The following is a 24,272-nucleotide window of genomic DNA, read 5'->3' as shown; positions in this document are numbered from 1 at the left end:
CGCGGTGCGGCGTCAGTAGCCGAGGGCGAACTTCGCGTCCTCGGACATCTTGTCCGGGGTCCACGCGGGGGTGAAGACCATGTTCGGGATGACCTCGGTCACACCGGGGAGCTCGCCGACGAACTCCTGCATCTGCTCGGAGACCTGGGGGCCGATCGGGCATGCCGGGGTGGTGAGCGTGAACGTGATGTTCACGGTGCCACCATCGATCTCGACGCCGTAGACGAGTCCGAGCTCCACGAAGTCGAGCCCGAGCTCGGGGTCGATCACGTTCGAGAGGGCTTCGAGGACGTCGTCTTGGTCAACCATGTCTACCGAGTGTAGGGAACTCGGCGAATGTGACCTGTACGAACCGGGCGGTTCGTTGTAGGGTCGCGTGCATCGTCTCCTTTGACGCAGAGCTCGCGATCCTCCGCATCGAGGGGGATGAGGACCGGACGACCAGCGGTCGGCGCCGGCGGCCGTTCTCTGCGGCCCTGAACGCGACGCGCGACGTGATCGTGGATCTGAGCGATCTGACGTTCGCGGACCCGTCGCTGATGATCGATCTGGCGTGCCTGGCGCAGCGGCTACGCGCCAACGGTGTGACGTTGTGGCTCGCGCATCCGCAGCCGAACATCCGGATGCTGATCGAGACGGTCGGCCTGCACCGGTTGCCCGCGGTGCGGGTCAACCACGGCGCTAAGCCCGCGTTGACGTAGGCGTCGTATCGTCGGGGTCACGAAATGCCCCTCCTGCTCGTCATCCTCTTCATCGCGGTCCCGATCGCCGAGTTGGCGCTGCTGATCCAGGTCGGGCAGGCCATCGGTGTGTGGTGGACGGTCCTGATCCTGATCGCGGACGCGCTGCTGGGCTCCTACCTGCTGCGCACGCAGGGGCGGCTCGCGTGGCGGCGCTTCAACGAGGCGCTCGCGTCCGGGCGGCTGCCGCACCGCGAGGTGGTCGACGGCGTGCTGGTGATCTTCGGCGGTGTGCTGCTGCTCACGCCCGGTTTCATCACGGACATCCTCGGACTGCTGTTCCTGTTCCCGCCCACGCGTGTGGTGCTGCGGCGGCTGCTCGTCCGGCGCGGCGCGCTCAAGCTCGTCGGCGCGATGCCGGGCACGGCCACGCCGCCGCACTCGGGCTTCAACGGCAACGGCCGGCCGCAGGACATCGAGGGCAGCGCCGTCGACGTCGACCCGCCGCCGTCACGATGAGCGCGCTGGAGCTGGAGGCACCCCGGGCGCTGCGCAAGCCCGGGGACACGGACGCCGTGACGTTCTCGTGGGCGGACACGGACGCGGGCCTGTACGGGCTCGCGCGCGTCGCCTCCGGACTGGGCGTGGACGGTGAGACGTCGACGAGCGGGCTCGCGATCGGGTTCCTCGGCCGCGAGACGCTCGGCGCGATCGTCTCCTCGCCGTCCGAGGTGGACGCGGCCACCGAGGAGCCGCTCACGCGCTGGACCGTGCGCGGGAGCGGTGAGCTCGAGTTCGAGCTGGTGTTCGAGACGCTGACGGCGCCGGTGAGCTTCGGCGGCCGCCAGGCGGTGGTGAAGGCCGGCGGGATGGAGGGCTACGAGCAGCTCTGTCGCGTGCGCGGGACGATGGAGGGCCGCGCGGTGAACGGGCTCGGCCAACGCGGGCATTCGTGGGGCAACCCGGACTGGGACAAGATCGCACTCACGCGCTCGGTCTCGACGTGGTTCGAGGACGGCGGCGTCGCGCTCGCGCTCGTGCGCTCGACCAAGGCCTCTCACCACGCGGACGAGGCGGCTTGGGGCGCGTACTTCGGCGCCGACGACACCGCGATCCAGGTGGACGAGGTGCGGCTCTCGACCACGACCGACGAAGCCGAGCGGCAGATCCGCGCCGGCGTCGAGATCTACCTCGACAAGGACGCCGAGTACCCCTACCGCGGGGCCGGCGAAGTGCTCACCGGCTCGACGCTGGAGCTGGGCGCGCTGCGGATGGACGTCGCGTTCTTCCGCTGGCACGTCGAGGGCAAGACCGGCGTCGGCCGCTACGACATCATCCGGCTCGCTTCATGAAGGCCGTCATCAGCGACTTCGGCGGCGTGATCACGCTGCCGCTCGACGAGGCGTTCGCGCAGGCGCACGAGGAGATCGGCATCCCGCTCAGCGCGCTCGGCGAGGCCATGAAGCTCGCCGCTTCACGCGCGGATGAGCCGCCGCTGTTCAAGCTCGAGCGCGGGCAGATCACCGACCACGAGTTCACCGCGATCATGGCCGCCTCGCTGAGCGAGGTGACCGGGCGCGAGGTCGTCCTGGACGGGTACGGCGAGCGGCTGATGCGCTCGCTGCGCCCGAACGAGCCGCTGCTCGGCTACTACGCGCAGCTGAAGGCCAAGGGCGTGCGGCTGGCGATCCTCACCAACAACGTGCGCGAGTGGCAGCCGCGCTGGATGCCGCTGCTCCCGACCGGGATGTTCGAGCTGATCGTCGACTCGGGCTTCGAGGGCGTGCGCAAGCCCGAGCCGAAGATCTACGAGATCACGCTCTCGCGCCTCGGCCTCGAAGCCGGCGAGTGCGCGTTCGTCGACGATCTCGAGGTCAACGTGCAGGGCGCGAACGCGGTCGGCCTCCACGGGGTGCACTTCCGCACCACCGAGCAGACGATCGCGGACCTCGAATCAGTTCTCGGAACCTAGGCGGTCCCACATGTAGAGCTCCAGGCACTCGGCCAGGAGCTCGGTGGCGCGCTCGTTGCTCAGCCACGGGAGCACGGACTCCAGCGCCTGCTCCTCCGCGACGCCGGCGTTGAACGCGTCCTCGCCGCGCAGGCCCGCGGCGATCTTCAGCGCCTCACGCCGGTTCTCGCCCAGGTTCTTGAACGCGCCGACCAGGAAGTCCTTGTTCGCGAGCGGCGTCCCCACCTCCATCGAGGCGTGCCACGCCGCGAGCATCGAGAGGTCGTGCTCGTCGAGGTCGGCCACGGCCTTCGCGTAGTGCGAGGCGAGCTCGTTCTCCGGAATCTCGTCCACCCAGGCGCGGACGAGCTCGCCGAGCAGCTGCCGGCGAGCTTCGCGGCCGACCGACTCCGCGATCACGCGGATGGCGTCCTGCGGCTCAATGAAGCAGAGGGACATTGCGTCGCAGACGGTACGGGGTGCCTCGGACGGCACAATTGTGGCTGTGGCCGGCCGCTATGAGTCCTGGTTCGTGAGCGCTCGCGACACCGAGCCGGGGCGTCCGGTTCGAGCGCTCTGGATCCGTCACACGCGCCACCACTTCACCGGCGCGGACGCCGGTTCGGCCGCGCTCTGGTGCACCGTCTTCGACCCCGCGGGCGGCGGCGGGCCGGCCGCGGTGAAGGAGTCCGTGACTGCGTTCGGCGACGACGTGACCGCGGGCGATGATCGCTTCCGCGGCGGCGCCCGCGCGCGCGGGCGGATGGCCGAGTGGGACCTCACCGTCACCGGCGCCCCCGAGCTGCGCCACCTGCGCCCGGGGCTCCTCTACCGCGCGCCGCTCCCCAAGACGAAGCTGGTCGCACCGGTGCCGGACGGCATCGTGAGCGGGCGCGTGGTCGTCGACGGCGTGGTGGTCGACGTCGTCGGCTGGCGGGCGACGATCGGGCACAACTGGGGCCGAGAGCACGCCGAGCGCTGGGTCTGGCTGCACGCTGCCGGCTTCGACGACGAGCCCGACGCCTGGCTCGAGCTGGCGCTGGCACGGGTGCGCGTCGGCGGCGCACTGTCGCCGTGGATCGCGAACGGCGCGGTGTTCGTCGCCGGGCGCCGCTTCCGGCTGGGTGGGCTGGGTCATGTGCCCGGAGTGCGGGTGGTCGCTGCGCCCGGCCGGCTGGAGGCGATCGTGCCGGGCCGGGGCATCGAGCTGCGCGTTGCGGCCCACGCCGACCTCGACCAGACCGTCGCCTTCACTTACACGGGCCCGCGCCAGGGCGACACCCGCTCCGTCCTGCATTCAGGGCTGGCGAGCGTGCGGCTGGGCGTGCGCCGCCCCGGCCGTTCCTCCGCGGAGCTCGCGACGACCGCGGGCGGCGCCTACGAGCTCGGCGCGCGTGAGCTGCCCGCCCACGGCGTGCCGCTGCAGCCCTACCCCGACCCTTGAGGGGAACCGAACTGGCGCTATCCGCCAGTTTCGTTCCCCCGATTTCAGAGACCGGCCTGGTTGGAGCGCGCACGCTCGCGCCCGCTGACCCCGGTCGGGCCGCCGGCCGGTGTGCCCTCCGGCTCGCCCGCGCCGTGGCCCTGGGCGTCGGCGAGGCCCATCGGGTCGTCCTCGCGAACGTCCACCCGGCCGTCGCCGGCCAGGGCGCGGGCGGCCGACTCGGCCGCGTCGCGCGTCTCGAACTCCTTGGTCGGCGACGCCACGCCGGGCTCGACGATCGCCCAGCGGTCGCCGTGCCGCTGCACCGTGATGTCAGGCATGCCCTGAGGGCTACCCGCTAGCGCACGCGGAACGTGCGGCGATTGCCGTCCTTGGTCGAGAAGCGGCCTTCCTTGAAGCCGTTCGCGGTCACCGCGCGGGTGTAGACCTCGTACCGGCCGGCGGGCAGCGCCCGCATGGTGAACCGCCACGACCGGGTGCCGGACGCCTTCTGCCAGCCGGTCGGCGTGCACGAGTCGGTCTCGCGGTTGGTGAACTTGGCGTTCTTGCCGCTCAGCCAGCGGCACCCGCTGCCGAGCTTGCGCACCGCCACCTCCACGCCGGTAAGGCGCACGCCCTTGCGGTCGGCCTTGGTGCCCTTGCCGGGGGTGGCCGAGCCGGAGAGGCGCGCGGCGGTGGCTGAGGACACGCGCGTGTCGCCCACGCCGACCACCCGCGCGGTCAGGCGGATCGAGTCGTTGGCGGGAACGACGTCCTCGTCGGTCGAGCTCGTCGTCACCCGCACGGTCGCCTTGCTCCCGACCTTCGCCGTGGCCTTCGCGGACACCACCACGTCGTCGGAGACGCTGCGCCCCCGTTCGACCGAGTACGGCCGGCTCAGCCCCGCGCCGGATCCATTCGCCACGCTGAACTTCACGCCCCGGCACGTGCGCGTGCCCGCGTTGCGCAGCCCGATCTCGACCCGGCGCCCGCCCTCGTTGGGCACGGTCGCCGGCTTCTGCACCGCGCTCAGCGCGAGGTCGCAGAAGGAGAACACCGCGCGCACGCCGCGCACGTTGTTGGTCGCGTCCTTGTCCCCCGGCCCGCTGACCGAGAACTTCGCCACGTCGTCGTCGCGCCGGATCGTCGCGGCCGTGATCGGCACGTTGTCGGCCACGAACCGACCGCCCGGCGGGATGATCCCGGTGTTGATCGCGCGCCCCAGCTTGTACGGCGCCGCGAGCGCGATCTCGCTGCCGCACGGCCGCTCGCCCTTGTTCTCGACCGCGATCTGCGCGGCCGTGCCCTGGCGCCCGAGGAACGTCAACTCGAGCGGGGTCGGCACGTCGATCGCGAGGTCACACGCCTTGTCCGCGTCCAGCAGGAGCCGCATGGTCGCGAGGTTCTGATCAAGGTTGTTGTTGGTGTTGAGGATGAGGCCGCCGGCGATCACGGACGTAGGACTCTCGACCGCCACCGAGTTGAGCAGCGTCTGTGCCGACGTCTCGATGACGACGTCGCCGGCGGGAGCCGCAGCCAGGTCACCGTGCGGCTCATAGAACGCCGCGGCCGAGAACTGCAGGTTGCCGGAGCGGTTCGACTCGCCGACGACCACCATGGTCTCCGGCGGCCCCGGCAGAACGACCATCCGGCCCGCGGAGCTGACGATGGCGTCCGTCCCGGTGTGCGTGCCGCGATAGTCGAAGCGACGGACCTGGAGGCCGGTGCCGTCCCCCTCGGCCCGGGCAACAAACGCGTCCTGATCGACGCCCGTCTTGACGTTCCCGCTCACCCAGAGGCGTCCACGGTGCACGAGCATCGACAGCGGATTCACCGGCCGCGCACCGAGTCCCGAGGCGTCGAGGACGCCGTTCGTGCCGAACGCCGGATCGACGGAGCCGTCTTCGCGCAGCCCTTGGATCCAGCCGGTCGCGTCGGGGTACTGGTCGTTGGTCGACGTCGCCGAGCCGGCGTTCTGGACGAGCACCGCGACGCCACCGCCCGGCCGGAACGCGACATCCTTGGCCTCGTCGTTGAAGCCGTTCGCCGCCGGCAGCCGCTGCACGCCGTTCGTCCCGAAGCCGGTGACCGGCGAGCCGTCCGGGTTCAGCAGCGCGACGAAGGCGTCGCGGATGTTGGACGGCGAGGTATAGCCGCCGAGCAGGATGCGCCCAGCGGCGTCGATCGCGATCCTACGCGCACTGTCGTTGCCGCTGCTCACCGACAGCAGCTGGACGCCGTCGTTGCCGTCGCCGAAGCTCGGGTCGAGGTCGCCGTTCGGAAGCAGGCCGACGATCACCACCTCGTCGTTGCGGTCCGTGCCGACGCCGACATCGGTATGACCGGCGACGCGCAGCCGGCCGTCCGGCAGCACGGACACCGCGTTCGCGTTGTCAGGCTCGCCCGGAAGGCTCACCGACATCACCAGCTTGCCGTCGCCGGAGAACGTCGGGTCGTAGGTCCCGTCCTTGTGCCGCGCAATGACGACAGCGCTGACGTCGTTGACCACCGTCCCGTAGCCGACGGTGTAGATCCGATCGCCGTGGACCGCGACGTCCATCGTGGACTCGGTCGCGAACTCGGTGGCGAAGCCGTCGGCGGCCACGCCCGAGAGCGGCGCGAAGTTGGAGTCGATCTTCAGCGACGGCTTGAGCTGCGCGTGCGCGCTCGCCGGGAACAGCAGGAAGGCGATGAGGAAGAGAAGACGCTTCATGTCGAGCGGAGGGAGCGGTTGAGACGGGCCTGCGCGCGGCCGAACTCGACCTGGGCGGTCGTCAGCTCGTCGAGGCGGGTGGTGTAGGCGGCGAGGCCACGCTTGGTGAGGGCGCGCTCGGAGGTCTGGGAGCGCGCGGAGCGGCGGAAGCGCAGCAGCAGCTTGGCGACGCGCTTGGAGTCGCGCTCGGCGACCGCGGTGCGGAGCTTGCGCGAGAGCAAGCGAGTCGACTCGAGGCGGGCGAGTTGGGCCTTGTGGGCGGGCGCGAGCAGGGCCGGGACGTCGAGGGCGTCAAGGCGCTCGTGCGAGCGGTCGACCGTGCCGGCGAACCTCGAGAGTGCGCGGGCCTGGGTGGAGGAGAGCCGCGCGCGGTCCAGGTCGCGGCGCAGGCGGACGCTCGCGCGGTCCAGCGGCGCGAGCGCACGCGGCGCGGCCTCCTGGTAGCGGACCATGCGCAGCGTCTCCTCGGCCAGTTCGGCGTCCACGTCGTAGATGCGCAGCAGGCTCGCGTGGACGTCGCGGGCCTTCGCGGGCGGTTTGACGGCGGCGACGGCGCCGCGGGCGCGGGTGATGTCGCCGATGATCCCCTCCAGCGCGGGCGCGCCGACCGGTTTGCCCTGGGCGTAGCCGCGCAGCACGGTGTTCGCGCGCTCGAGGCCTTCGGTCTGGCCCTTCTGCACCGCGTTCACGCGCTCGAGGTAGGCGCGGACCTCGGCCCGCTCGGGGTCTTCGGAGCTCCCGCAGCCGACGGCCACGGCCGCGAGCGCGAGGACGGGCGCGAGCCGCACCTACTTGACCCGCTCGACCGTCGACACGGAGCCGTCGGCGTGCTTGAAGACGAGCTTGACCAGGCCCTTGCCCGGCGCGAACCAGGATGTGCGCGTGCCCGAGCCGAACCGGTGGCTGCCCTGGGTCAGGCGCGAACGGATCGCGACGGCCTTGTACTTCTTGCCGCGCACGGTGACGGTCTGCTCACCCAACAGGGTCGTGTTGCCGGAGACGCCGAAGATCGAGAAGTCACGGCTGGTGCGGGACGAGCGCCAGGTCGTGCCCTTGGCCGTGCCCGGGCTCGGGATCACCGGGTTGAAGCCGTACACCATCAGGTCGAACGGGGTCGTGAAGCGGCGCGACCTGCCGAGCTTGGGGAACTTGCCGCCCGTGGACTGGGTGGAGCCGCCGAGCAGGGTCACGCCCGACAGCCGCGAGGCCAGCGTGTAGGCGCCGGCGACGCGCAGCGGGCCGCGCACGTGCTTGAAGTCCACGCGCGATGTCGAGTTCAACACGTCGGAGACCTCGTAGGACTGCGTGGACCAGGCCTTCATCCACTTCGAGTTGCGCCAGCGGAAGGTGCCGGAGTCACCGCGATTGAGCGGCAGCAGGTTCTGGTCGGACGGCAGCGGCTTGGGCGCGAGGTTCGTCTCGGTCAGGTCGGCCGTCGAGGTCTCGCCGCTCGCGTGCTTGAGCACCACCTTGACCGGGCCGACGCCGCGCACCCAGTAGACGGTCCGGGTCAGCGTCCCGAACGGGTCGCCGATCGCGCCCGCCTGCGTGACCTCGGCGTCCACCCGCGCGGCCTGCACGCCCGCCGGGAACGCCGGCACCGTGACCTTGACCTGCCCGGCGTACCGATTCGACGAGGCGACGTCGTTCGCCGCGCCGCCCAGCGAGCTCCAGCGCGTGCCGTCGAGCATCGGCTCGGCGAACACGGGCGAGCGCGTGCCCCAGATGACCATGTACCAGGCCGCGCTCAGCGAGCTCGCGCAGTCGGTGGCCGACGCGCACAGGATCGGGAACCGCGGCGGGGGCTGGGAGGACTGGTAGTTCGTGTTGACGAGCCCGGTGTCCGTGTGCTGGAAGTCGATCGTGCCGGCCGACGCGGTCTCGGTCGGCGGCGGGTTGACCTCGTCCCAGCGCAGCCGGAACGACGTACCCGCGCGCGCCGCCATCGTGTAGCGCTCGACGCGCGGCGTCGCCTGGTAGGTGGAGTTCGTCCACGCGTACGTCCAGGCCGCGCCGTCGGTGCGCGGGAGCCACTGCTCGGCCGGATCGTCGAGCGGCCCGGCGGACGCGACCGCGGGCACGAGCAGCAACGCGGTCAGGGCAGCAGCGATGGACGTCCTCCACATAGGAGGGCGAATTTAGTGCTGGGGCGGCACAAAGCCGCCCCCGACATTCGTCTACCGGACCCGGAAACGGATCAGATTCTTGTCCCTGCGCGACCACCGGCCCTCGGCCAACCCGTTGGCCAACACGGCGCGGGTGCGCAGCTCGTAGCGCCCGCGCGCCAGGCGCTCCTTCAGCCGCAGGCTCCAACGCTCCGTTCCCTTGACCGTGACCCAGACAGGCTCGTCGCACTTGCCCGCGGCGCTCTCGTCGACCGTCCGCAGGTCCCCCCGCGCCGAGCTCAGCCAGCGGCAGCCACCGCCCAGACGGCGCACCGCGATCTGCACGCGCCGCACCCGCAATGTCCGCGCGGAGACACCCGTGGCGGCGCCGCGCGACGCGCGCCCGCTGAACGAGCGGCCGCGCTGGGGCGTGCGCGCGTTCGTGTCGCCCGGCCGCACGACGACCGCCTCCGAGCCCGCGGTGTCGTTGCCGTTGACCACGTCGTCCGCGTCCACGACCCGGAACGCCAGCGCCGCACGCGAGCCGGTCTTCAGGCCCCGCACCACGCCGACCGAGATCTCGTCCTCGACGGACTTGCCTGGCGCGACCGCGTACGGGATCACGGCACCGGACCGCACGCCCGGCGCCGAGGTGATGATCTGCGCGCCCCGGCACGGCGCCGTGCCGACGTTGCGGACCGTGAAGGCGAACGGGCGCGAGCCCTCCGTGCCAATCACCGGCGGCGCGTCCAGCACGCGCAGCGCGAGATCGCAGAACGCGAACACGGCGCGCAGACGCACGACGTTGTCGCCCGCCGCGGCGTCGCTCGCGGAGACGAGGGACAGCTCCAACGTGGCGTCCGTCGGGAGCGGCGCGTCGTAGCCGACCGTCAGATCGCGCGTGACGCTCTGGCCCGGCAGCAGCCGTCCGACGTCCACGCCGCCGCCGACCCACGGCTTGGAGACGCTGATCAGCCCGGAGCACGGCCGCGCGCCGTTGTTGGTCGCGCGCACCGTGACCGTACCCGGCGCCCGGCCGCGCAGCAGCAGCTCGACCGGCGACACCACGGCCAGTGCGAGGTCACAGCGCTTCTCGGCGTCGATCAGCACCCGCGCGGTCGCGAGGCTGGAGTCGCCCGTGCTCGTGTCCTCGAGCACACCCGCGACCGCCACCGCACCCGTCGTGGCCGCGAGGCCGCTCGCCTCGCCTTCGTGCCCGACGACCGGCAGCACGAGGTCCGTGTAGGCCAGGTCCGCGAGCGGCCCGTCGAGCCGGTTGAACGCGGCCAGCGCCCACTGCGGGCCGCGGTCGACCTCGGAGGAGCCGCTGACGACCAGCGTGTCCGGATCGCCCGGCGCCAGCGCCAGATCGAGGCCGCGGCCGATCACCTGCTGGCCGCCGCTGAAGGAGGAGCCGCGCATGTCGAAGCGGCGCGTCTCCAACCCGGCGCCGGCGCTGTTGGCGCGGGCCACGAACGCGTCGGAGTCACCCGCGACGACCGTCGTGCCCGTCACCCAGTAGCCGCCGCCGTACGCGAGCAGGGCGCCAGGCGTGACCGACGTCGCGCCCGGTACCGCGATCGGCGTGGCGAACGCGTCGCTCGCCAGCACCGCGCCCGTCGGCGTGCCGATCAGCAGGACCGGCCCGGAGGCGGCCCACGCGACGTCCACCGCGGCGTCGACCGCGGCCGGCGCGGCGTCGATGACCTCGACGCTGTCGCCGACGACCACGAACGTGTCGTTCCCCGTCCCACCCGCGACCGCCAGCCGGCCGTCCGGCGCGAGCGCCAGCGCGCTCGGCGCGTCGTCGCCCGTGCCCGCCGCGAACGTGTCCGTGGGGAAGTCGGGGTCGGGCGAGCCGTCCGTCAGCAGGCCGACGATCGCCGTGTCGTAGTCGGCCGCGCCGGACGCGGCCACGTCGGTGCGAGCCAGCACGCGCAGGTGACCGTTCGGCAGCACGACGACGTCCACGCCCTCGGCGTCGCGGCCCAGCGGCAGCTCCAGCGAGCCGTCCCCGGCGAACGTGGCGTCCAGCGAGCCGTCCGTGCGCCGCGCGACGACCGCCACCGAACTCGCACCCGCCGTCTCGGTCGAGCCGACGGCGTAGATGCGGCCCCGGAGCTCGTCGACGGCGACGCGCCGCGCGCGGTCGGCGTCCGTGCCCGGCCGGAAGTCGTACTGCGAGACGCCCGCGAACGCGAACGTCGTGTCCGCGGTGAGTGACGGCGGCTGGATCTGCGCGCCCGCCGGCGCGGCGCTCAGCCCGGTCAGCGCGCCCGCCAGGGCACCGGCCAACGCGATAGCGCGGCGCATCAGCCCGTCTTCTCCACGGTCGACGTGCTGCCGTCCGCGTGCCGGAAGGTGATCTTCACCAGCCCGACGCCCGGCGCGAAGTACATCGTGCGCGTGCCCGAGCCGAACGGGTGGTCGGCTTGGCGCAGCTTGGAGCGGATCGCGACCGCGTCGCGGTAGCGCCCGGCCGGCACGCGCACCGTGCGCGTTCCGAGGACGGTCGAGTCGCCGGTCACGCCGTAGACGGCGAAGTCAGCCGACTCGCGCGAGGAGCGCCACGCCTGGCCGGTGGCCGCGTACGCCGGGAACACCGGGTTGAAGCCGTAGGACATGAAGTCGAGCGGGGTGATCAAGCGCGCGCGGCCCTTCGGCCCACGCGCCGGGCCGAGCTGCGGCAGCCGCGCGCCCGTGTTGGCCCTCCGCACGGCGGTCGTCACGTTCGTGAGCCCGCCGAGCCGGCTGGCGAACACGTAGCTCGCGTTGACGTCGATCGGCCCGCGCGTGTCGAGCACGTTCACGCGCGCGGTGTTGTTCGAGGTCGCTGCGACCGTGAGCCGCTGCTCGGACCAGCGCTTCATGTGGCGCGAGTTGCGCCAGCGGTAGGTGGACTCGGTGCCGAGCGCGAGCGGCATCAGGTTCGCGTCGCTGGGCAGCGGCCGCGGCGCGAGGTTGGTCTGCTGCAGCGTCGCGTAGCTCGTCTCCCCCGACGTGTGCTGGAAGAGGATCTTGACCGGGCCGACGCCGTACACCCACCAGACCGTGCGCAGGCCGGAGCCGAACGGGTCGCCGAGTGCGCCCGCCTGCGTGATCACGGACTCGATCTTGGCCGCCTTCACGCCCGCCGGGAACGCCGGGACGCTGACGTCGACGACGCCGCGGTAGCGGTTGGAGGCCGTGACATCGTTGGTCGTGCCGCCGACCGAGTTCCACGTCGTGCCCTCGACGAGCGGCTCGGCCAGCACGGGCGAGCGCGTGCCCCACAACAGCTGGAAGACCGTGCCGGCGAGCGAGTTCGAGCAGCGCGCCGCGGTCCCGCACAGCACGGGGAACTGCGGCGGCACCGGCGTGGACTGGAAGTTCGTGTTGATCAGGCCCGCGTCCGTGTGGCGGAAGTCCGCGAAGCCGTTGGCCGGGTTGTCCTCCGGCCGCAGCATGAACTCCTCCCACGCGACGCGGAAGCCCGTGCCCGTGCGCCCCGTCAACGTGTAGCGCTCGGCTCGCGGCGGCGAGTAGGCGCTGTTGGCCCACTCATAGATCCACGTGGCGCCGTCCGTGCGCGGCAGCCACTGCGCCGCCGGATCGTCGAGGCTCGCAGCCGCCGCGGGCGCCGCCTGGCACACCACGAGAGCCGCGGCGAGTGTCAAGAGTCGCTTCACGACTTGGTCCCCTTCTTCTTCGGCTTCTTCTTCTTTGAAGGCTTCTTCTTCTTGGACGTCTTCTTCTTCGACGCCTTCTTCTTCTTCTTGCTGGCCTTCTTCTTCTTGGCCTTCTTCTTCTTCGGCTTCGCCTTGTCGCGCTCCGGGTTCAGGCGCACGCCCGGCCGGACCGCGCCCGGGTTCAGCGGCGCGCTGGAGACGATGGTCTGCTCCACCGACGGCACCGGCAGCGGCGCCGGGTCGAGCGGCTGCGGCGAGCCCGGCTGCGGCGTGTTGGGCTGCGGCAGTGGCGTGGCCGTGTCGGCGGCGTCCGGATCGACGACCTGGTCGCCGTCGTTGTTGGTCAGGAAGCGGTCCCGGCCGGCGCCGCCGCGCAGCGTGTCGGCGTAGGTCGCCCCCGAGTCGTTGACGAGGTTCGCGCCGGCGCCCGTGGTGAGGTCGTCGTCCGCGTTGAGCACGTCGTCGCCGTCGTTGCCGGCCAGCGCGTCGCGGCCCGTGCCGCCCGAGAGCCAGTCGTTGCCGGTGCCGCCGACGAGCTGGTCGTCGCCGTCGCTCGGGACGAGCGGGAGCTTCGGGCCGTTGGCCGCGTCGTGGTTGAGGAAGAAGTCGACGCCGCCGACGAGGATGCGCTGGAACGGCCGCGTCTCGTCGAACAGCGCGAAGCCGGCGAGCGTCGCGCCCGTCGCGTGCAGGCCGTAGTGCAGCAGGCTGCCCGGGTTGTAGGGCCGCAGGTAGTCGCTGCGGACCACGTCGGAGACGCCGCCGTCGAAGCGGTTGGCCGCGTACGCGAACTCGAGCGCCTCGGCGCCGGAGAGCGCGTCGTCGCCGGCGCCGCCGTCGATCGCGTCGTCGCCCAGGCCGCCGAAGATCACGTCGTCGCCGTCCTCGCCGAGCGCGCCGTCGTTGCCGGTGCCGCCGGAGATCCAGTCGTGGCCGGAGCCGCCGAGGATGCTGTCGGCGCCCGCGTCGCCGAACAGGCGGTCGTTGCCGACGCCGCCGTGGATGCGGTCGGCGTCGGCCTCGCCGTGGACCTCGTCCGCGCCGGAGCCGTCGAGCAGCGTCACACTGCCGTCGCCGACGTTGCCGTTGTCGCCGATGATCGTGTCCGCGTCCGCGAGGCCGTCGGAGATCGTGTTCGCCGCGATGCGCGTGCCCGCGCCGCCGAAGATGTAGTCGCCGCCGTCGGGGCGCTGGTCGGCGCGCACGAGCGTGAAGGCGCTCGAGCTGCCGCCGAGCAGCACGTCGTTGCCGAGTCCGCCGAACAGCACGTCGTTGCCGCCGCCGCCCTCGATCCAGTCGTTGCCGTCGGTCAGGCGCTCGATCGCCGGAGCGACGATCAGGGCGCCGAGCGGATCGCCGGCGCCGGGCAGGCGCGTCGCACCCGCGGCCGGGTCCTCGATCGCGCCGTCGCCGAGCAGGACGTCGTGGCCGAGCTGGCCGAAGATGCGGTCGTGGCCGGCGCCGCCGGTGACGTAGTCGTCGCCGAACGCGCCGAGCTTGCCCGCCGGGATCGTCGCGGCAGCGTGCGCGACGGAGTGGAACAGGTCGACGATCGTGGCGCCGTCCAGGCTGACCTGGTCGCCGAAGATGAGGTCGTGGCCCGCGTCGCCGTCGATCGTGTCGCCCGCGGTGCCGCCGGCCAGCACGTCGTCGCCCTCGCCGCCCTCGATGCGGTCGCGGCCGCCGTCGTTGAAGTCGCTCGTGCGCACGAGGTGCGTGTCGTAGCTGAGCACGCCGTGGTCGCCGAGCAGGAGGTCGTTGCCGGCGCTGCCGATCACCGTGTCGTCGCCGGCGCCGCCGAGCAGGACGTCGCGGCCGCCACCACCGATGATGTGGTCGCCGGCGCCGAACGTCGGGTTCTGCGTCGCGATGGTGCGACCCACTTCGATGACGCCGTTGTCGCCGAACGCGACGTTGTCGCCCTCGCCCGTGTCGATCGTGTCCGCGCCGGAGCCGCCGACGAGCACGTCGTCGCCGCCGCGCCCGTAGAGCTTGTCGTTGCCGCCGACCCACGCGTCGGTGCCCTGGATCAGGCCGACCGGCGTCGCGAGCCCGTCCGTGGTGTCGCCGAGGCCGCCGTTGCCGAACACGCTGCCGCCGGCCACCACGCGCCCGCGGTCGCCGAAGATGAGGTCGGCGCCCGAGCCGCCGTGCAGCTCGTCGTCGCCCTGTCCGCCGAAGATGATCAGCCCCAGCGTCGAGGCCTCGCCGTGAACGGTGTCGTTGTCGCTCACCAGCGGCGTCTGCGGCGCGTTGAACGTCTGCGTCGTGAAGGCGACGACGGTGAGCACGACGAGCGCGCCGTCCGCGCCCGCCACCGTCACGGTGTCCGCGCCGAAGTCCACGGTGACCGAAACCGCGACGCCGTTCACGGTTGCGGTGACGACGTCGCCGGCCTTCAGGTCCAGCCCGGTCGCGATCACGCCGGTGGCACTGCGGTGGTACGCGCGGATGGTGGTCGTGCGCCACGTGACGGAGATCGTCGAGCCCGGCTGCGGCGCGCTCAGCAGGCCGACGCGGCCGTTGTAGGCGACCCACGCGGTGGGCGCAAGCGTCAGGCCGTCCACGCTGACCGAGGCGACGTCGGAGCCGCCGAGGCCGAGCACGTGGTCGACGCCGCCCTGCGTGTCGAGCACGAGCAGGTCGTCCTCGCCCGCGTCCAGGTCCACGGTGACGACGTCGTTGCCGAGGCCGGTGTTGAGGAACGTGACCGTCCGCACGCCGGCGGCGCGGTGGGTCGCGGTGATGGAGATCGTGTCGGCGCCGGAGCCGGTCCAGACCGTGATCCCGTCGGCGAAGGTCCCGTCGGTCCGGTAGCTGATCGCACCCACGGCCAGGCCGGCGATCGCGATCGCGTCCCCGACGGCGGAGATGCTCACCGTGTCGCCCACCGTCGCGGCCTCGTCGCTGACCATCAGCGTGTGGCGGCCCGCGCCGAGGTCGAGCGTCAGCGACCCGGCGAGCGCGTTCAGGTCGCCGCGCAGGTACGCCGGGCGGTCGGTCAGGCCGAACGCGGCGAGCGAGGAGACGTACACGCGGTCGTCGCCGCCGGCGGCCTTGATCGTGGTCGCGGCGGAGGTGCCGTTGACGTTGATCACGTCCGCCCCGGAGCCCGTGAGGATCTCGAGGTTCTCGACCCCGTAATAGTCGATGCCGACCCGACGCTCCTCGAGGTTCGCGCCCTCGGCGAACGCGACGCCGCGCGTGCGGTACTGACCGGCGAAGTAGAGCTCGACGACGTTGCCGTAGCGCGCGACGCGCACGTTGTCGGTGAACGGCAGCGCCGAGCCGCTGTACGGGTTCACGATCGCCGACAGCGCGGCCTGGATCTGCGCCGCGGACGCGTTGGCCGCGAGCGGCGCCGTCGTCTTGAACGTGCCGTCGGCGAGCACGACGTAGAGCACGAGCGTCGGGCCGGTGATCGTCAGGCGCTGCGCGACGCCCACCGGCGCACCCGCGTTCATCCCGAGGCCCGTGACGGTCGTCGGGTTGATCGTCGCCGTCTCGGCCTGGGTCTCGGCCACGTCGTCGAGGCGGACGGAATCCACACCGTCGCCCGTGTCGAGCGTGAGCAGCGCCGTGATCTGGTTGAGGGTGCCGAGGTCGCTGCTCACCGTGACGCGGTCGTCGCCGCCCTCGGTCTCGACCGTCGTCAGGCCGTCGATCGTCTTCACCCGCACGACGTCGGCGCCGCCGCCGGTCCGCAGCACCGTGCGGCCGAGGATCGTCGTCTCGATCGTGAACGTGTCCACGCCGGCGCCGAGCTGCAAGTACAGCGTCTCGAAGGCGGCGTAGGTGATCAGGGCGCCCATGCCGAGGCCGCCGATGGTGTCGCGCGTGAGCACGCCGTTGCCGCCGGTGCCGAGCGAGTCGTCGATCGTCAGCGAGTCGACGTGGTCGTCCTCGGGCAGCGCCGTCGGCGGCAGCGGCGCGGGCAGCGGCGGCGTGGCCGTCTCACCCGGCAGGATGATCGCGAGCGGGAGGTCGAGCTCGCCGACGCCGCCCCGGCCGCCGTCGATGAACAGCGGGCCCCGGATCAGCGCGGCGCGGTGCTCGGCCGCCGGGATGACCGGGGTCGCCGCGCCGGTGTCGACCGTCGGGTGGTCGCCGCCGATGACGACGCGGTCGCCGCCGAGGCCGGTGCGGATGCGCGTCGTCACGCCGGCGGCCGTGGAGTGGACGACGACCAGGTCGTCGCCCTCGAGCGTGTCGAGCTCGAACAGCTCGATGCCCGCGTAGACGAACGCGCGGCCGCCGCCGTAGATCGTCGTCGCCGTCAGCAGGAAGGTGTCGTCGAGCTCGGTGCCATAGAAGATCACGCGGTCCGAGCCTTCGCCGCCGTCGACGTTCAGCGGCGCGTTGCCCACGTAGTTGATGACGTCGTTGCCGCCCCCGCCGCTGACCGTCGTGCCGGTGGTGAACGTGCGCACGATGAAGGTGTCGTCGTCGTCGCCGCCCTGGGCGTCGAGCGTGGCCTGGTGGTTGAAGATGCCGAACGTGTCGTTGCCGGCCTCGCCGCGGATCGTGGTCGCGAACGAGTTGCCGTTGGTGAGCTTGCCGCGCGTGGTCTGCGTCCAGGCGGGCGGCTCGGTGGAGACGATGTCGCCGAAGATCTGGCCGACCTGGAAGCGGTCGTTGCCCGCGCCGCCCTCGATGGTGGTCACCGACGAGTTGTCGTCGAGCGCAAAGCGGTCGTCGCCGCCGAGCGCGTCGATGAACAGCGTCTCGATCGCGGTGTCGTACTCGATGCGCTCCACCAGCGCGCCGGCGTTCAGGAGCGCGACGAGGTCGCGGCGCAGCAGGAACACGTCGGCGACCTGCGTGCCGTTGAGGTTGAGCGCGTCGGCGCCGGAGACCCCGCTGTCGGCGACGTCGATGACGGACCCGCCGATGCCCCACAGGTTGACGTTGTAGGTGTCGCCTTCGCCCTCGCCGTCGAGCGTGAGCTTGGCCGCAAGGCCGTTGACCGCGTCCAGCACCGGGTTGACGTTGAACGTGTCCGTGCCCGCGCCGCCCTCGATCCGGGTCAGGCCGCCCGTCGTCTCCAGGTCGACGCGGTCGGCGCCCGCGCCGAGGTCGATGCGGGTCGTGCCCGTGTGCGTGGAGTCGACGAACAGCACGTCGGCGCCGGAGCCGAGCAGCAGCTCGAAGGCCTCGAAGCCGAGGTAGGTGAGCGTGCCGCCGAGGCCGAGCCCGACGACGGTGGACGCGGTGACGCGGCCCGTGTTGGCGGTGGTGTCGCCGCTGTCGTCGAGGAAGAGCTGGTCGGCGCCCGCGCCGGCCTCGATGGTCAGCGTCGCGGCGATGCCGTCCAGGCGCTGGGCGAGGTTGCCGACCCGCACGATGTCGTCGCCCGCGCCCGTGTCCAGCGTGGTGGCGGCGCCGAGGTTGCGCAGCGTGACGAGGTCGTTGTCGTCGCCGGTCGTGATGGCGGTGACGCCGCCGGCGGACTCGACGAGCACCGTGTCGGCGCCCGCGCCGGTGTCGAGCGTCAGTGCGGCGGCCGCGCTGACGATCGTGACCGTGTCGGCGCCGGTGCCGGTGCTCACGGTCGTCACGCCGCGCAGGTCGCCGAGCAGGACCTCGTCGTTCTCGCTGCCGGTGTCCAGGGCGAGCGTCTTGCGCGCGAGGTCGATGCGGACCTTGTCCGTGCCCGCCCCCGTCGCGAGGTCCAGGTCGCCGTCGACGCTGACCATCGTGACGGTGTCGTCACCCGCGCCGGTGGTGATGCGCACGACGCCGGTGACCGTGGTGGCCACGTTCAGCGTGTCGTGGCCCGAGCCGAGCGCGAGCGTGAAGTCCTCGAAGCCGGTGTAGGCGATGCCGCCGGTCATGCCGAGCCCGGTCAGCTCGGTCGCGCTCAGGGCACCGGTGTTGTCGGCGGTGTCGGCGCTGTCGTCGGCCCACAGCAGGTCGTTGCCCTCGCGGCCGATCAGCGTCAGGCGCGCGCCGAGCCCGTTGAGCGTGCCGCCCCCGTTGAAGCCCTCGCGCTCGGCCGCGTTCGTGCCCGCGAGCACCGTGTCGTCGCCCGCGCCGAGGTCGACGGTCAGCGGCAGGTTCAGGCCGCGGACCGCGAGCGTGTCGTCGCCGCCGGCGAGCAGCAGCGACGTGCTCTCGACGAAGCGGGACACGATCACGGTCGTGGTGGCCGAGCCGTCGTCCAGGCGCAGCTGCGTCGCCGCCACGAAGCGGTCGGCGCCCGCGGCCGCGCTCGCGTCGGGGTCGCGCAGCTGCTGACCGGCCTCGACGCGGCCCGTCTCGCGCAGGTTGGTGCCGTTGATGGTGACGGTGTCGCCGCCGCCCACCAGGTCGACCTCGACGATCCGCACCGTGCCGTTGCGCACGCCGCCGGGAGCGATCACGTACGTGTCGGCGTCGTCGCGGCCGATCAGGTCCGCGACGCCCGCCCACGGCGTCACGCCGACCTGCGCGGCGCCGCCGATCAGGACGGCGCCGAAGCTGCCGACGAAGAAGCGGTTGGACTCGCCGTCGACGACGACGTTGCTGCCGTTGCGCTCGACGGTCCGCCGCTGCGTGCCGCTGAGCGTCGCGCGCTCGAAGACCGAGATGTCCTCGCCGGTCGCGCCCGCGCGGAAGCAGGTCGTGTTGGCCGCGCACGTCGTCTCGAGCACGCCGAGCACGAGCAGGTTGCCGTAGAGCCCGAAGTCGCCGGCCCAGACCTCCATGATCTCGTCCGTGCCGCCCGCGTCGGCGAACGTGTCCTGGCCGCCGAGGCCGGAGACGCGGTCGTTGCCCAGGCCGGAATCGACCAGGTCGGCGACCGGCGTGCCGACGACGACGTCGTTGCCGTCGCCGCCGACGAGCTCGACCGCGGCCCAGTAGGCGACGCCCGCCGACTGCGAGCCGTCGATCACGTCGTGGCCGCCGAGCGCCTCGACGCGCAGGCGGTCGCCGCCCGTGCGGCTCGCGTCGGTGATGGCGAGCGCGTAGTGGCCGGTCCAGTCGATCGACGTCGCGTCCGCGGCGATGATCACGTTGACCGTGTCGTTGCCGGTCGACGCCTGGTGGGTGACGACGTCGGCGCCCGTGCCGAGGTCCACGCTCACGCTCACGACGCCGCCGTTCTCGAGCGCGCCCGCGAACGTGAAGCTGTCGTTGCCCGAGCCGCCCGAGAGGCGGATGCGCTCGACGCCCTGGCCGCGCAGCGAGCCGATGATGTTCGCGCCGGCGAGCTCCTCGAACACGAGCTGCGTGCCCTCGACGCGCAGGCGGACCGAGTTGTTACCGCCGTCGCCGAGCACCTCGAGCGCGTCCATGAAGTCGAACGTCGCGTCGTTGGCGTCCTTGCCGGTGTCCGTGCCGCCCTCGTAGGTCTCGCCCATCGCGAGGTCGGCGAGCGTCGTACGCAGGATGTCGTTGCCGCTGCCGCCGTCGTACCCGTCCACGCCGCCGCGGCCCACGAGCAGGTCGTCGCCCGCCCCGCCGTTCAGCGCGTCCGCGCCGCTGCCGCCGTAGAGCTCGTCGTTGCCCCCGCCGCCCGTGAGGACGCCGGTGGCGGACGAGTCGTTGGTGAGCACGTCGCGCGCGTCGCCCGCACCGGCCGGATCGTTGACGTCATCGCCGTGCAGGGTCACCGAGCCCGTCGCGAACTGGCCCGCGTACAGCGTGTCCGCCCCCGCGCCGCCGGCGAAGAACACGCTGCCGTAGCCGGAGTAGCCGAAGTTGTCGTCGCCCGCGCCGCCGTAGGCCCGGACGTTCGTGACCACGCCGTCGAGGATGTTGAGCCCGTCGTTGCCGCTCCCGAAGACGCCCTCGATCGCGTTGATGTCCTCGAACGTCTCCTGCAGGCCGAAGGCGCTCACGCGCACGGTCTCGTGGCCCACGTCACCGCCCAGGTGTGCGATCTCGTAGACCTCGTGGATGTCGGTCTTGGAGTAGTTGCGGTTCCCCGCCCGGTCGCCGACGTTGAGGATCAGCTTGCCGGTGCTGTCGCGGAACGCGAGGTTCGGCGGCGGCGGAGGCGTGCTCTTGAGCGAGCCCGGCAGGCGGAAGGTGGCGACGGTCAGCTCGAACCACGCGTCCTTCTCCTTGCGCTCCTGCACGCGCTGCTCGACTTTCACGCGCTTGGGCGGGCAGCCGCCCCACAGCGACGCGATCGCGCACCCGACGTCCTCGAAGAAGCCGACGATGGCGTACCCCGCGGCCTTGGCCGCGGACTCGAGCATCTCGACGATCTTGGTGACCCACTCGAAGAACACGCCGGTGCCCTTGACGCCCACCTTGAGCGTGACGGTGTCGCCCAGGTTGCCCGAGATGCGCCCGTAGGCGGCCACGCCGAACAGCTCCACGCCGCCCAGGTAGGCGCCGAACGAGCCGCCGATCTCGGCGATGAAGTCGTCACCGGTCGGGTCGTTGGGCTTGAACTTGAGGTGGACCCAGGCGGCGCCGTTGATGCCGTTGCCGGCGTAGGAGAGGTTGATCGAGCCCTGGACGCGCAGCTCGAAGTTGCCGTTGGAGTCCAGCGAGCCGTAGACGGTCAGGCTCAGCAGGCTGGCGAGGCTGGCGCTCAGCGGGTTCGACTGCGGGATCGTGATCGACCAGTAGTTGCCCTGGACGACGATCTTCACCCCGCCGCTGATCGAGATCACGCCCAGCAGGTCGAGCTTGCCGGACAGGTCCAGGTTGAAGTACTTGGTCTGCGAGGTCCGCGTGCTCAGACGCATCGAGCCGTCGAGCTTGAGGTGCAGGATGCCGAGCAGGTCCATGTCGATGTGGACATCGAGCGTCGCGGTCACGCCGTCGCCGTAGAGGCCGAGCGAGCCGCTGACGTCGAACACGAGCGGGCTGGTGTCGGCGGCGCCGATCGAGAACTTCACGCCCAGCGCGAGCTCGAAGCGGCCGGCGGCGATCGTCACGTCGAGGTAGCCCTTGGCGCTCGCGCCGAGGATCGTGATCGTGCCGTCCAGGCGCAGGCGGAAGCCGGCGGCGATCGGGCGCCCGGCGAACGTCTGCGTCACGCCGGTCGTGTTGAGCTCGATCAGCGCGGTGGCCTGGAACGCGAAGCCGATCCCGGCGCCGAAGAGGTTCGCGTCGAAGGTCGGGGCGAAGCGCGCCACCAGGCCCTGCGCGTTGATCCGGAAGCCGCTGTTGCGCAGCTCGAGCTTGCCGATGATGTCGAGCTGGATGGAGGCGTTCGCGACCAGCTCCACGCCCGTCGCGCCCAGCGCGAGCTTGAACTCGCCCTCGATCTTGAGCGGGCCGAAGATGATCTCGCCGGCGAGCTTGAGCTCGAAGCCGTTGATGACGTTGATCGTCTGGCGACCCAGGATCGGCCGCTTCTGCGCGTCCAGCCGGAAGCCGACGAAGCGGTTGTTGTTCGGGTCGGTGTCGATCAGGAACGTGTCGATCGGCCGCGGGTCCGAGAACGTGTTGATCTCCAGCAGCAGCTGGCCGCGCAGGGAGATGCCCGGGATGCCGTCCGACGACTTGCGCTGCAGGTACACGCGGCCGACGACGCCGGTCTCGGCGCCCGCGAAGACGGTCAGGCTGATCGAGCCCTCGACCGAGCCGATGAAGTCGATCTGCGCGCTCACGGCGCCCACCAGCTCGAAGCGCAGGCCGGCGCCGCTGCCCGCCGCCTCGATGCCGATGAACCCGTACAGGTTGATCACGCCGCCGATCGTCAGCGTCGCCGAGATGCTGGCCGCGATGTAGATCTCGCCGCCGGGGGGCGCGTTCGGGTCGCGCTCGCCGCTGAACGTCGGCGCCGCGGCGAAGATCGAGATCGTCGGCGCGTCGCCCGCCTTCATCAGCGGCTTGAAGTTCTCCGGGATGACGAACACCTGGTCCTGCATCGTGGTGTTGAACATCACCTTCACGGAGCCCTCGACCGAGAACAGCGAGCCGACGTTGGGCAGGCCGATGTTGGCCGAGCGGCTGACGGTCAGCATGCCCGCGACGCCCGGGGTGCGGCCGGGCGTGACGCCGGTCTGGACGACGATCAGGCCCGTCGCCTCACCGAAGTTGATCTGCGTGCCGTCCATGCCGAAGGACAGCGAAGCGGTCGCGAACAGCTCGAACTTCTCCGGGCTCAGGTTGAGCGCGAAGCCGCCCTGCATGTTGAGCAGCTGCTGGCCGTTGGCGGTGACCGCCAGCTTGCCCACGAGCTCGAGCCCGAAGCTCTCCTTGCGCAGCGTGTAGGTGCGCGTGAGGTCGGTGTTGTTCGGCCCCAGGCCCGGCAGCGTCAGCGTCTCGGTCCGCTGGATGCCGGTGGTGTTGATCTGCAGCGTGCCCTTGGCGAACAGCTCGATGCCGTACGGCTTGAGCTTGTCGAAGTTGGTCTCGATCGTCGCGACGCCCCAGAAGCGCGGCTTGGTGTCCGACGCGCTGCCGGTCTCCAGCACGAAGCGCCCGGCGGTCGCGCCGACCGTCTCCAGGCCGATGATCCACAGCGAGCCGGTGAACGAGAGGCGGAACGCCTTGCGCGCCGCGTCGATCTCGAGGATGACCTTGGCCTTGGCCTCGAGCAGCTTCACCGTCGGCCCGGCCGACAGGATGATGCCCCCGTCGAGCTCGATGAAGAACGACTTGGCCTGCGTCACGACGGCGAACTCGCGCGCGCCGGCTTGGCCCTGGTTGCCCTCGGAGTCGTTCCACTTGCCGGCGAGGAAGCTGACCGTGACCTTGCCGGTCGTCAGGCGGCCGGTGTACAGGTAGCGCCAGGTGGTCGCGTTGATGCGCGTCGTGCCGGACTTGACGAGGTTCTCGCTGTCGGCGCCGCTGAGCGCGATCTCGTCTCCGTTCACGGAGGACGCGTCGACGGTGGCGGTGCCGACCGGGTTCAAGCGCACGTCGAGCCACACGCGCGTCATCGCCTCGGTGGTCGTGAGGTCCTCGATCGTCGCGGCCGTCGCCAGCTGCTCCTGCGTGACGGCGACGCCGGCCGAGGTCGTCCAGCTGCCGGCCTTCAGCGCGGCGGTGAGCGCGCCGGCGCGGTTGTAGCCGGTGTAGAAGAAGCGGAAGACGCCGTTGCCGAGGCTGACGGCGCGGCCGTCGACGCTGATCTTCGAGCCCGGGCTCGTGAGTGTGATCTCGGCGTCGCCGTCGGTGATCGAGGCCGAGTCGAACGCGGCGCCGCCGATCGTGAGGAACGTGACGTCGACCCAGCCACGGCCCTCGAGCGCCTCGCGGCTGAGCGTCTGCGCGTGCGTCGGGTCGCCGAGCTCGGCGGTGGCCACGCCGAGGAAGAAGTCCTCGTTCTCGGCCTGGTTGATGATCCCGCCGGTGTCGGCGAAGGAGCCGGCGACGAAGGTGACCGTGTACTTGCCCGCGACCAGCGGCGTGCTGCCGAGCGCGTAGCGGTAGGTGTCGGTGAGGCCGACGCGGGTGTAGGTGCCGCCGAGGGCGACGAGCGCGCCGGAGGCGTCGCGCAGTTCGATCTCGCCGCCGTTGATCGTTGTGTGATCGACGGCGTGGCCGGCGCTGCCGCGGAACGTGACCTCCAGGTAGCGGAGGGTGCCGAGCCCGATCGTCGCGCCGGAGAGGGCGACGGTGGAGTTGTCGGCGAGCACCGTCCGGATCAGGTCGGCGCTGGCGCCCGTCACGTTGAAGCGCTGCGTGAAGGCGCGGTTCGCGGGTTCAGAGGCGCCGGCCGGAGGTCCGCGCGCGGAGTCGCTCCAGGAGCCGGCCTGGAACTGCGCGAGCACTTCGCCCGGGCGCAGCGTGCCGAGGACCATGTAGCGCCACGTGTTCTCGCCGACCTTCAGCACCGC

At 71.8% G+C, this 24,272-nt stretch carries 14 protein-coding genes (1 of these 14 only partly in view); 5 read left to right on the top strand and 9 right to left on the bottom strand.

The window, feature by feature from the left end; all coding sequences use genetic code 11:
* Positions 1–12: 12 nt before the first annotated feature.
* Positions 13–309: a metal-sulfur cluster assembly factor gene (locus tag OJ962_RS20180; protein WP_202957758.1), complete on the bottom strand. Its 297-nt coding sequence runs from the start codon at positions 307–309 to the stop codon at positions 13–15.
* 29 nt (positions 310–338) lie between these two features.
* On the opposite strand from OJ962_RS20180, the gene OJ962_RS20175 reads away from it, so the two are divergent.
* From OJ962_RS20175 to OJ962_RS20160, 4 genes are read left to right on the top strand one after another with little or no spacing between them, the layout of a single operon-like run.
* Positions 339–701 (top strand): STAS domain-containing protein, encoded by a 363-nt coding sequence (locus OJ962_RS20175; RefSeq protein ID WP_202957757.1) that lies wholly within the window; start codon positions 339–341, stop codon positions 699–701.
* A 24-nt stretch (positions 702–725) separates the two neighbouring features.
* A complete protein-coding gene (locus OJ962_RS20170) occupies positions 726–1,199 on the top strand; it encodes an FxsA family protein (RefSeq protein ID WP_202957756.1) in 474 nt (157 codons plus the stop codon).
* Positions 1,196–2,032, top strand: coding sequence for a hypothetical protein (locus tag OJ962_RS20165; RefSeq protein WP_202957755.1), 837 nt, complete (start codon positions 1,196–1,198; stop codon positions 2,030–2,032). The genes OJ962_RS20170 and OJ962_RS20165 overlap by 4 nt, the downstream gene beginning before the upstream one ends.
* Entirely contained in the window at positions 2,029–2,652 is a 624-nt protein-coding gene (locus OJ962_RS20160; protein WP_202957754.1) for an HAD family hydrolase, read from the top strand. The genes OJ962_RS20165 and OJ962_RS20160 overlap by 4 nt, the downstream gene beginning before the upstream one ends.
* On the opposite strand, the gene OJ962_RS20155 is transcribed toward OJ962_RS20160, so the two are convergent.
* Positions 2,635–3,090: a hypothetical protein gene (locus OJ962_RS20155; RefSeq protein WP_202957753.1), complete on the bottom strand. Its 456-nt coding sequence runs from the start codon at positions 3,088–3,090 to the stop codon at positions 2,635–2,637. The genes OJ962_RS20160 and OJ962_RS20155 overlap by 18 nt on opposite strands.
* A 46-nt stretch (positions 3,091–3,136) precedes the next feature.
* Between OJ962_RS20155 and OJ962_RS20150 the strand changes: the two genes are divergently transcribed.
* Entirely contained in the window at positions 3,137–4,075 is a 939-nt protein-coding gene (locus OJ962_RS20150) for a hypothetical protein (RefSeq protein WP_202957752.1), read from the top strand.
* 44 nt (positions 4,076–4,119) lie between these two features.
* Here the strand turns inward: OJ962_RS20150 and OJ962_RS20145 are convergent, their stop codons facing one another.
* The 7 genes in view from OJ962_RS20145 to OJ962_RS20115 are tightly spaced (at most 51 nt apart) and all read right to left on the bottom strand, a layout consistent with a single transcriptional unit that may run on beyond the window.
* Positions 4,120–4,395, bottom strand: coding sequence for a DUF2188 domain-containing protein (locus OJ962_RS20145; RefSeq protein ID WP_202957751.1), 276 nt, complete (start codon positions 4,393–4,395; stop codon positions 4,120–4,122).
* Between the two features lie 17 nt (positions 4,396–4,412).
* Entirely contained in the window at positions 4,413–6,767 is a 2,355-nt protein-coding gene (locus tag OJ962_RS20140) for an NHL repeat-containing protein (protein ID WP_202957750.1), read from the bottom strand.
* On the bottom strand, positions 6,764–7,555 hold the full coding sequence (locus OJ962_RS20135; protein WP_202957749.1) for a hypothetical protein: 792 nt from the start codon (positions 7,553–7,555) through the stop codon (positions 6,764–6,766). Before OJ962_RS20135 ends, OJ962_RS20140 begins: the two co-directional genes overlap by 4 nt.
* Complete coding sequence (locus OJ962_RS20130; protein WP_202957748.1) at positions 7,556–8,893, bottom strand: hypothetical protein; 1,338 nt, start codon at positions 8,891–8,893, stop codon at positions 7,556–7,558.
* Positions 8,894–8,944: 51 nt separating this feature from the next.
* Entirely contained in the window at positions 8,945–11,185 is a 2,241-nt protein-coding gene (locus tag OJ962_RS20125) for a hypothetical protein (protein WP_202957747.1), read from the bottom strand.
* Positions 11,185–12,540 (bottom strand): hypothetical protein, encoded by a 1,356-nt coding sequence (locus OJ962_RS20120; RefSeq protein ID WP_202957746.1) that lies wholly within the window; start codon positions 12,538–12,540, stop codon positions 11,185–11,187. The genes OJ962_RS20125 and OJ962_RS20120 overlap by 1 nt, the downstream gene beginning before the upstream one ends.
* Positions 12,537–24,272: the final stretch of an FG-GAP-like repeat-containing protein gene (locus OJ962_RS20115; RefSeq protein WP_270006554.1), read on the bottom strand. Its footprint extends 19,665 nt past the window's final position; only the last 11,736 of its 31,401 coding nucleotides appear in the window; its start codon lies off the right edge, out of view — the gene reads right to left on this strand; it ends in the stop codon at positions 12,537–12,539. The genes OJ962_RS20120 and OJ962_RS20115 overlap by 4 nt, the downstream gene beginning before the upstream one ends.

The organism is Solirubrobacter deserti, from assembly GCF_027587175.1.
Lineage (GTDB): Bacteria > Actinomycetota > Thermoleophilia > Solirubrobacterales > Solirubrobacteraceae > Solirubrobacter > Solirubrobacter deserti.
Note: the sequence above shows the minus strand (reverse complement) of the source record. Positions and strands in the feature narration are given on the sequence as shown.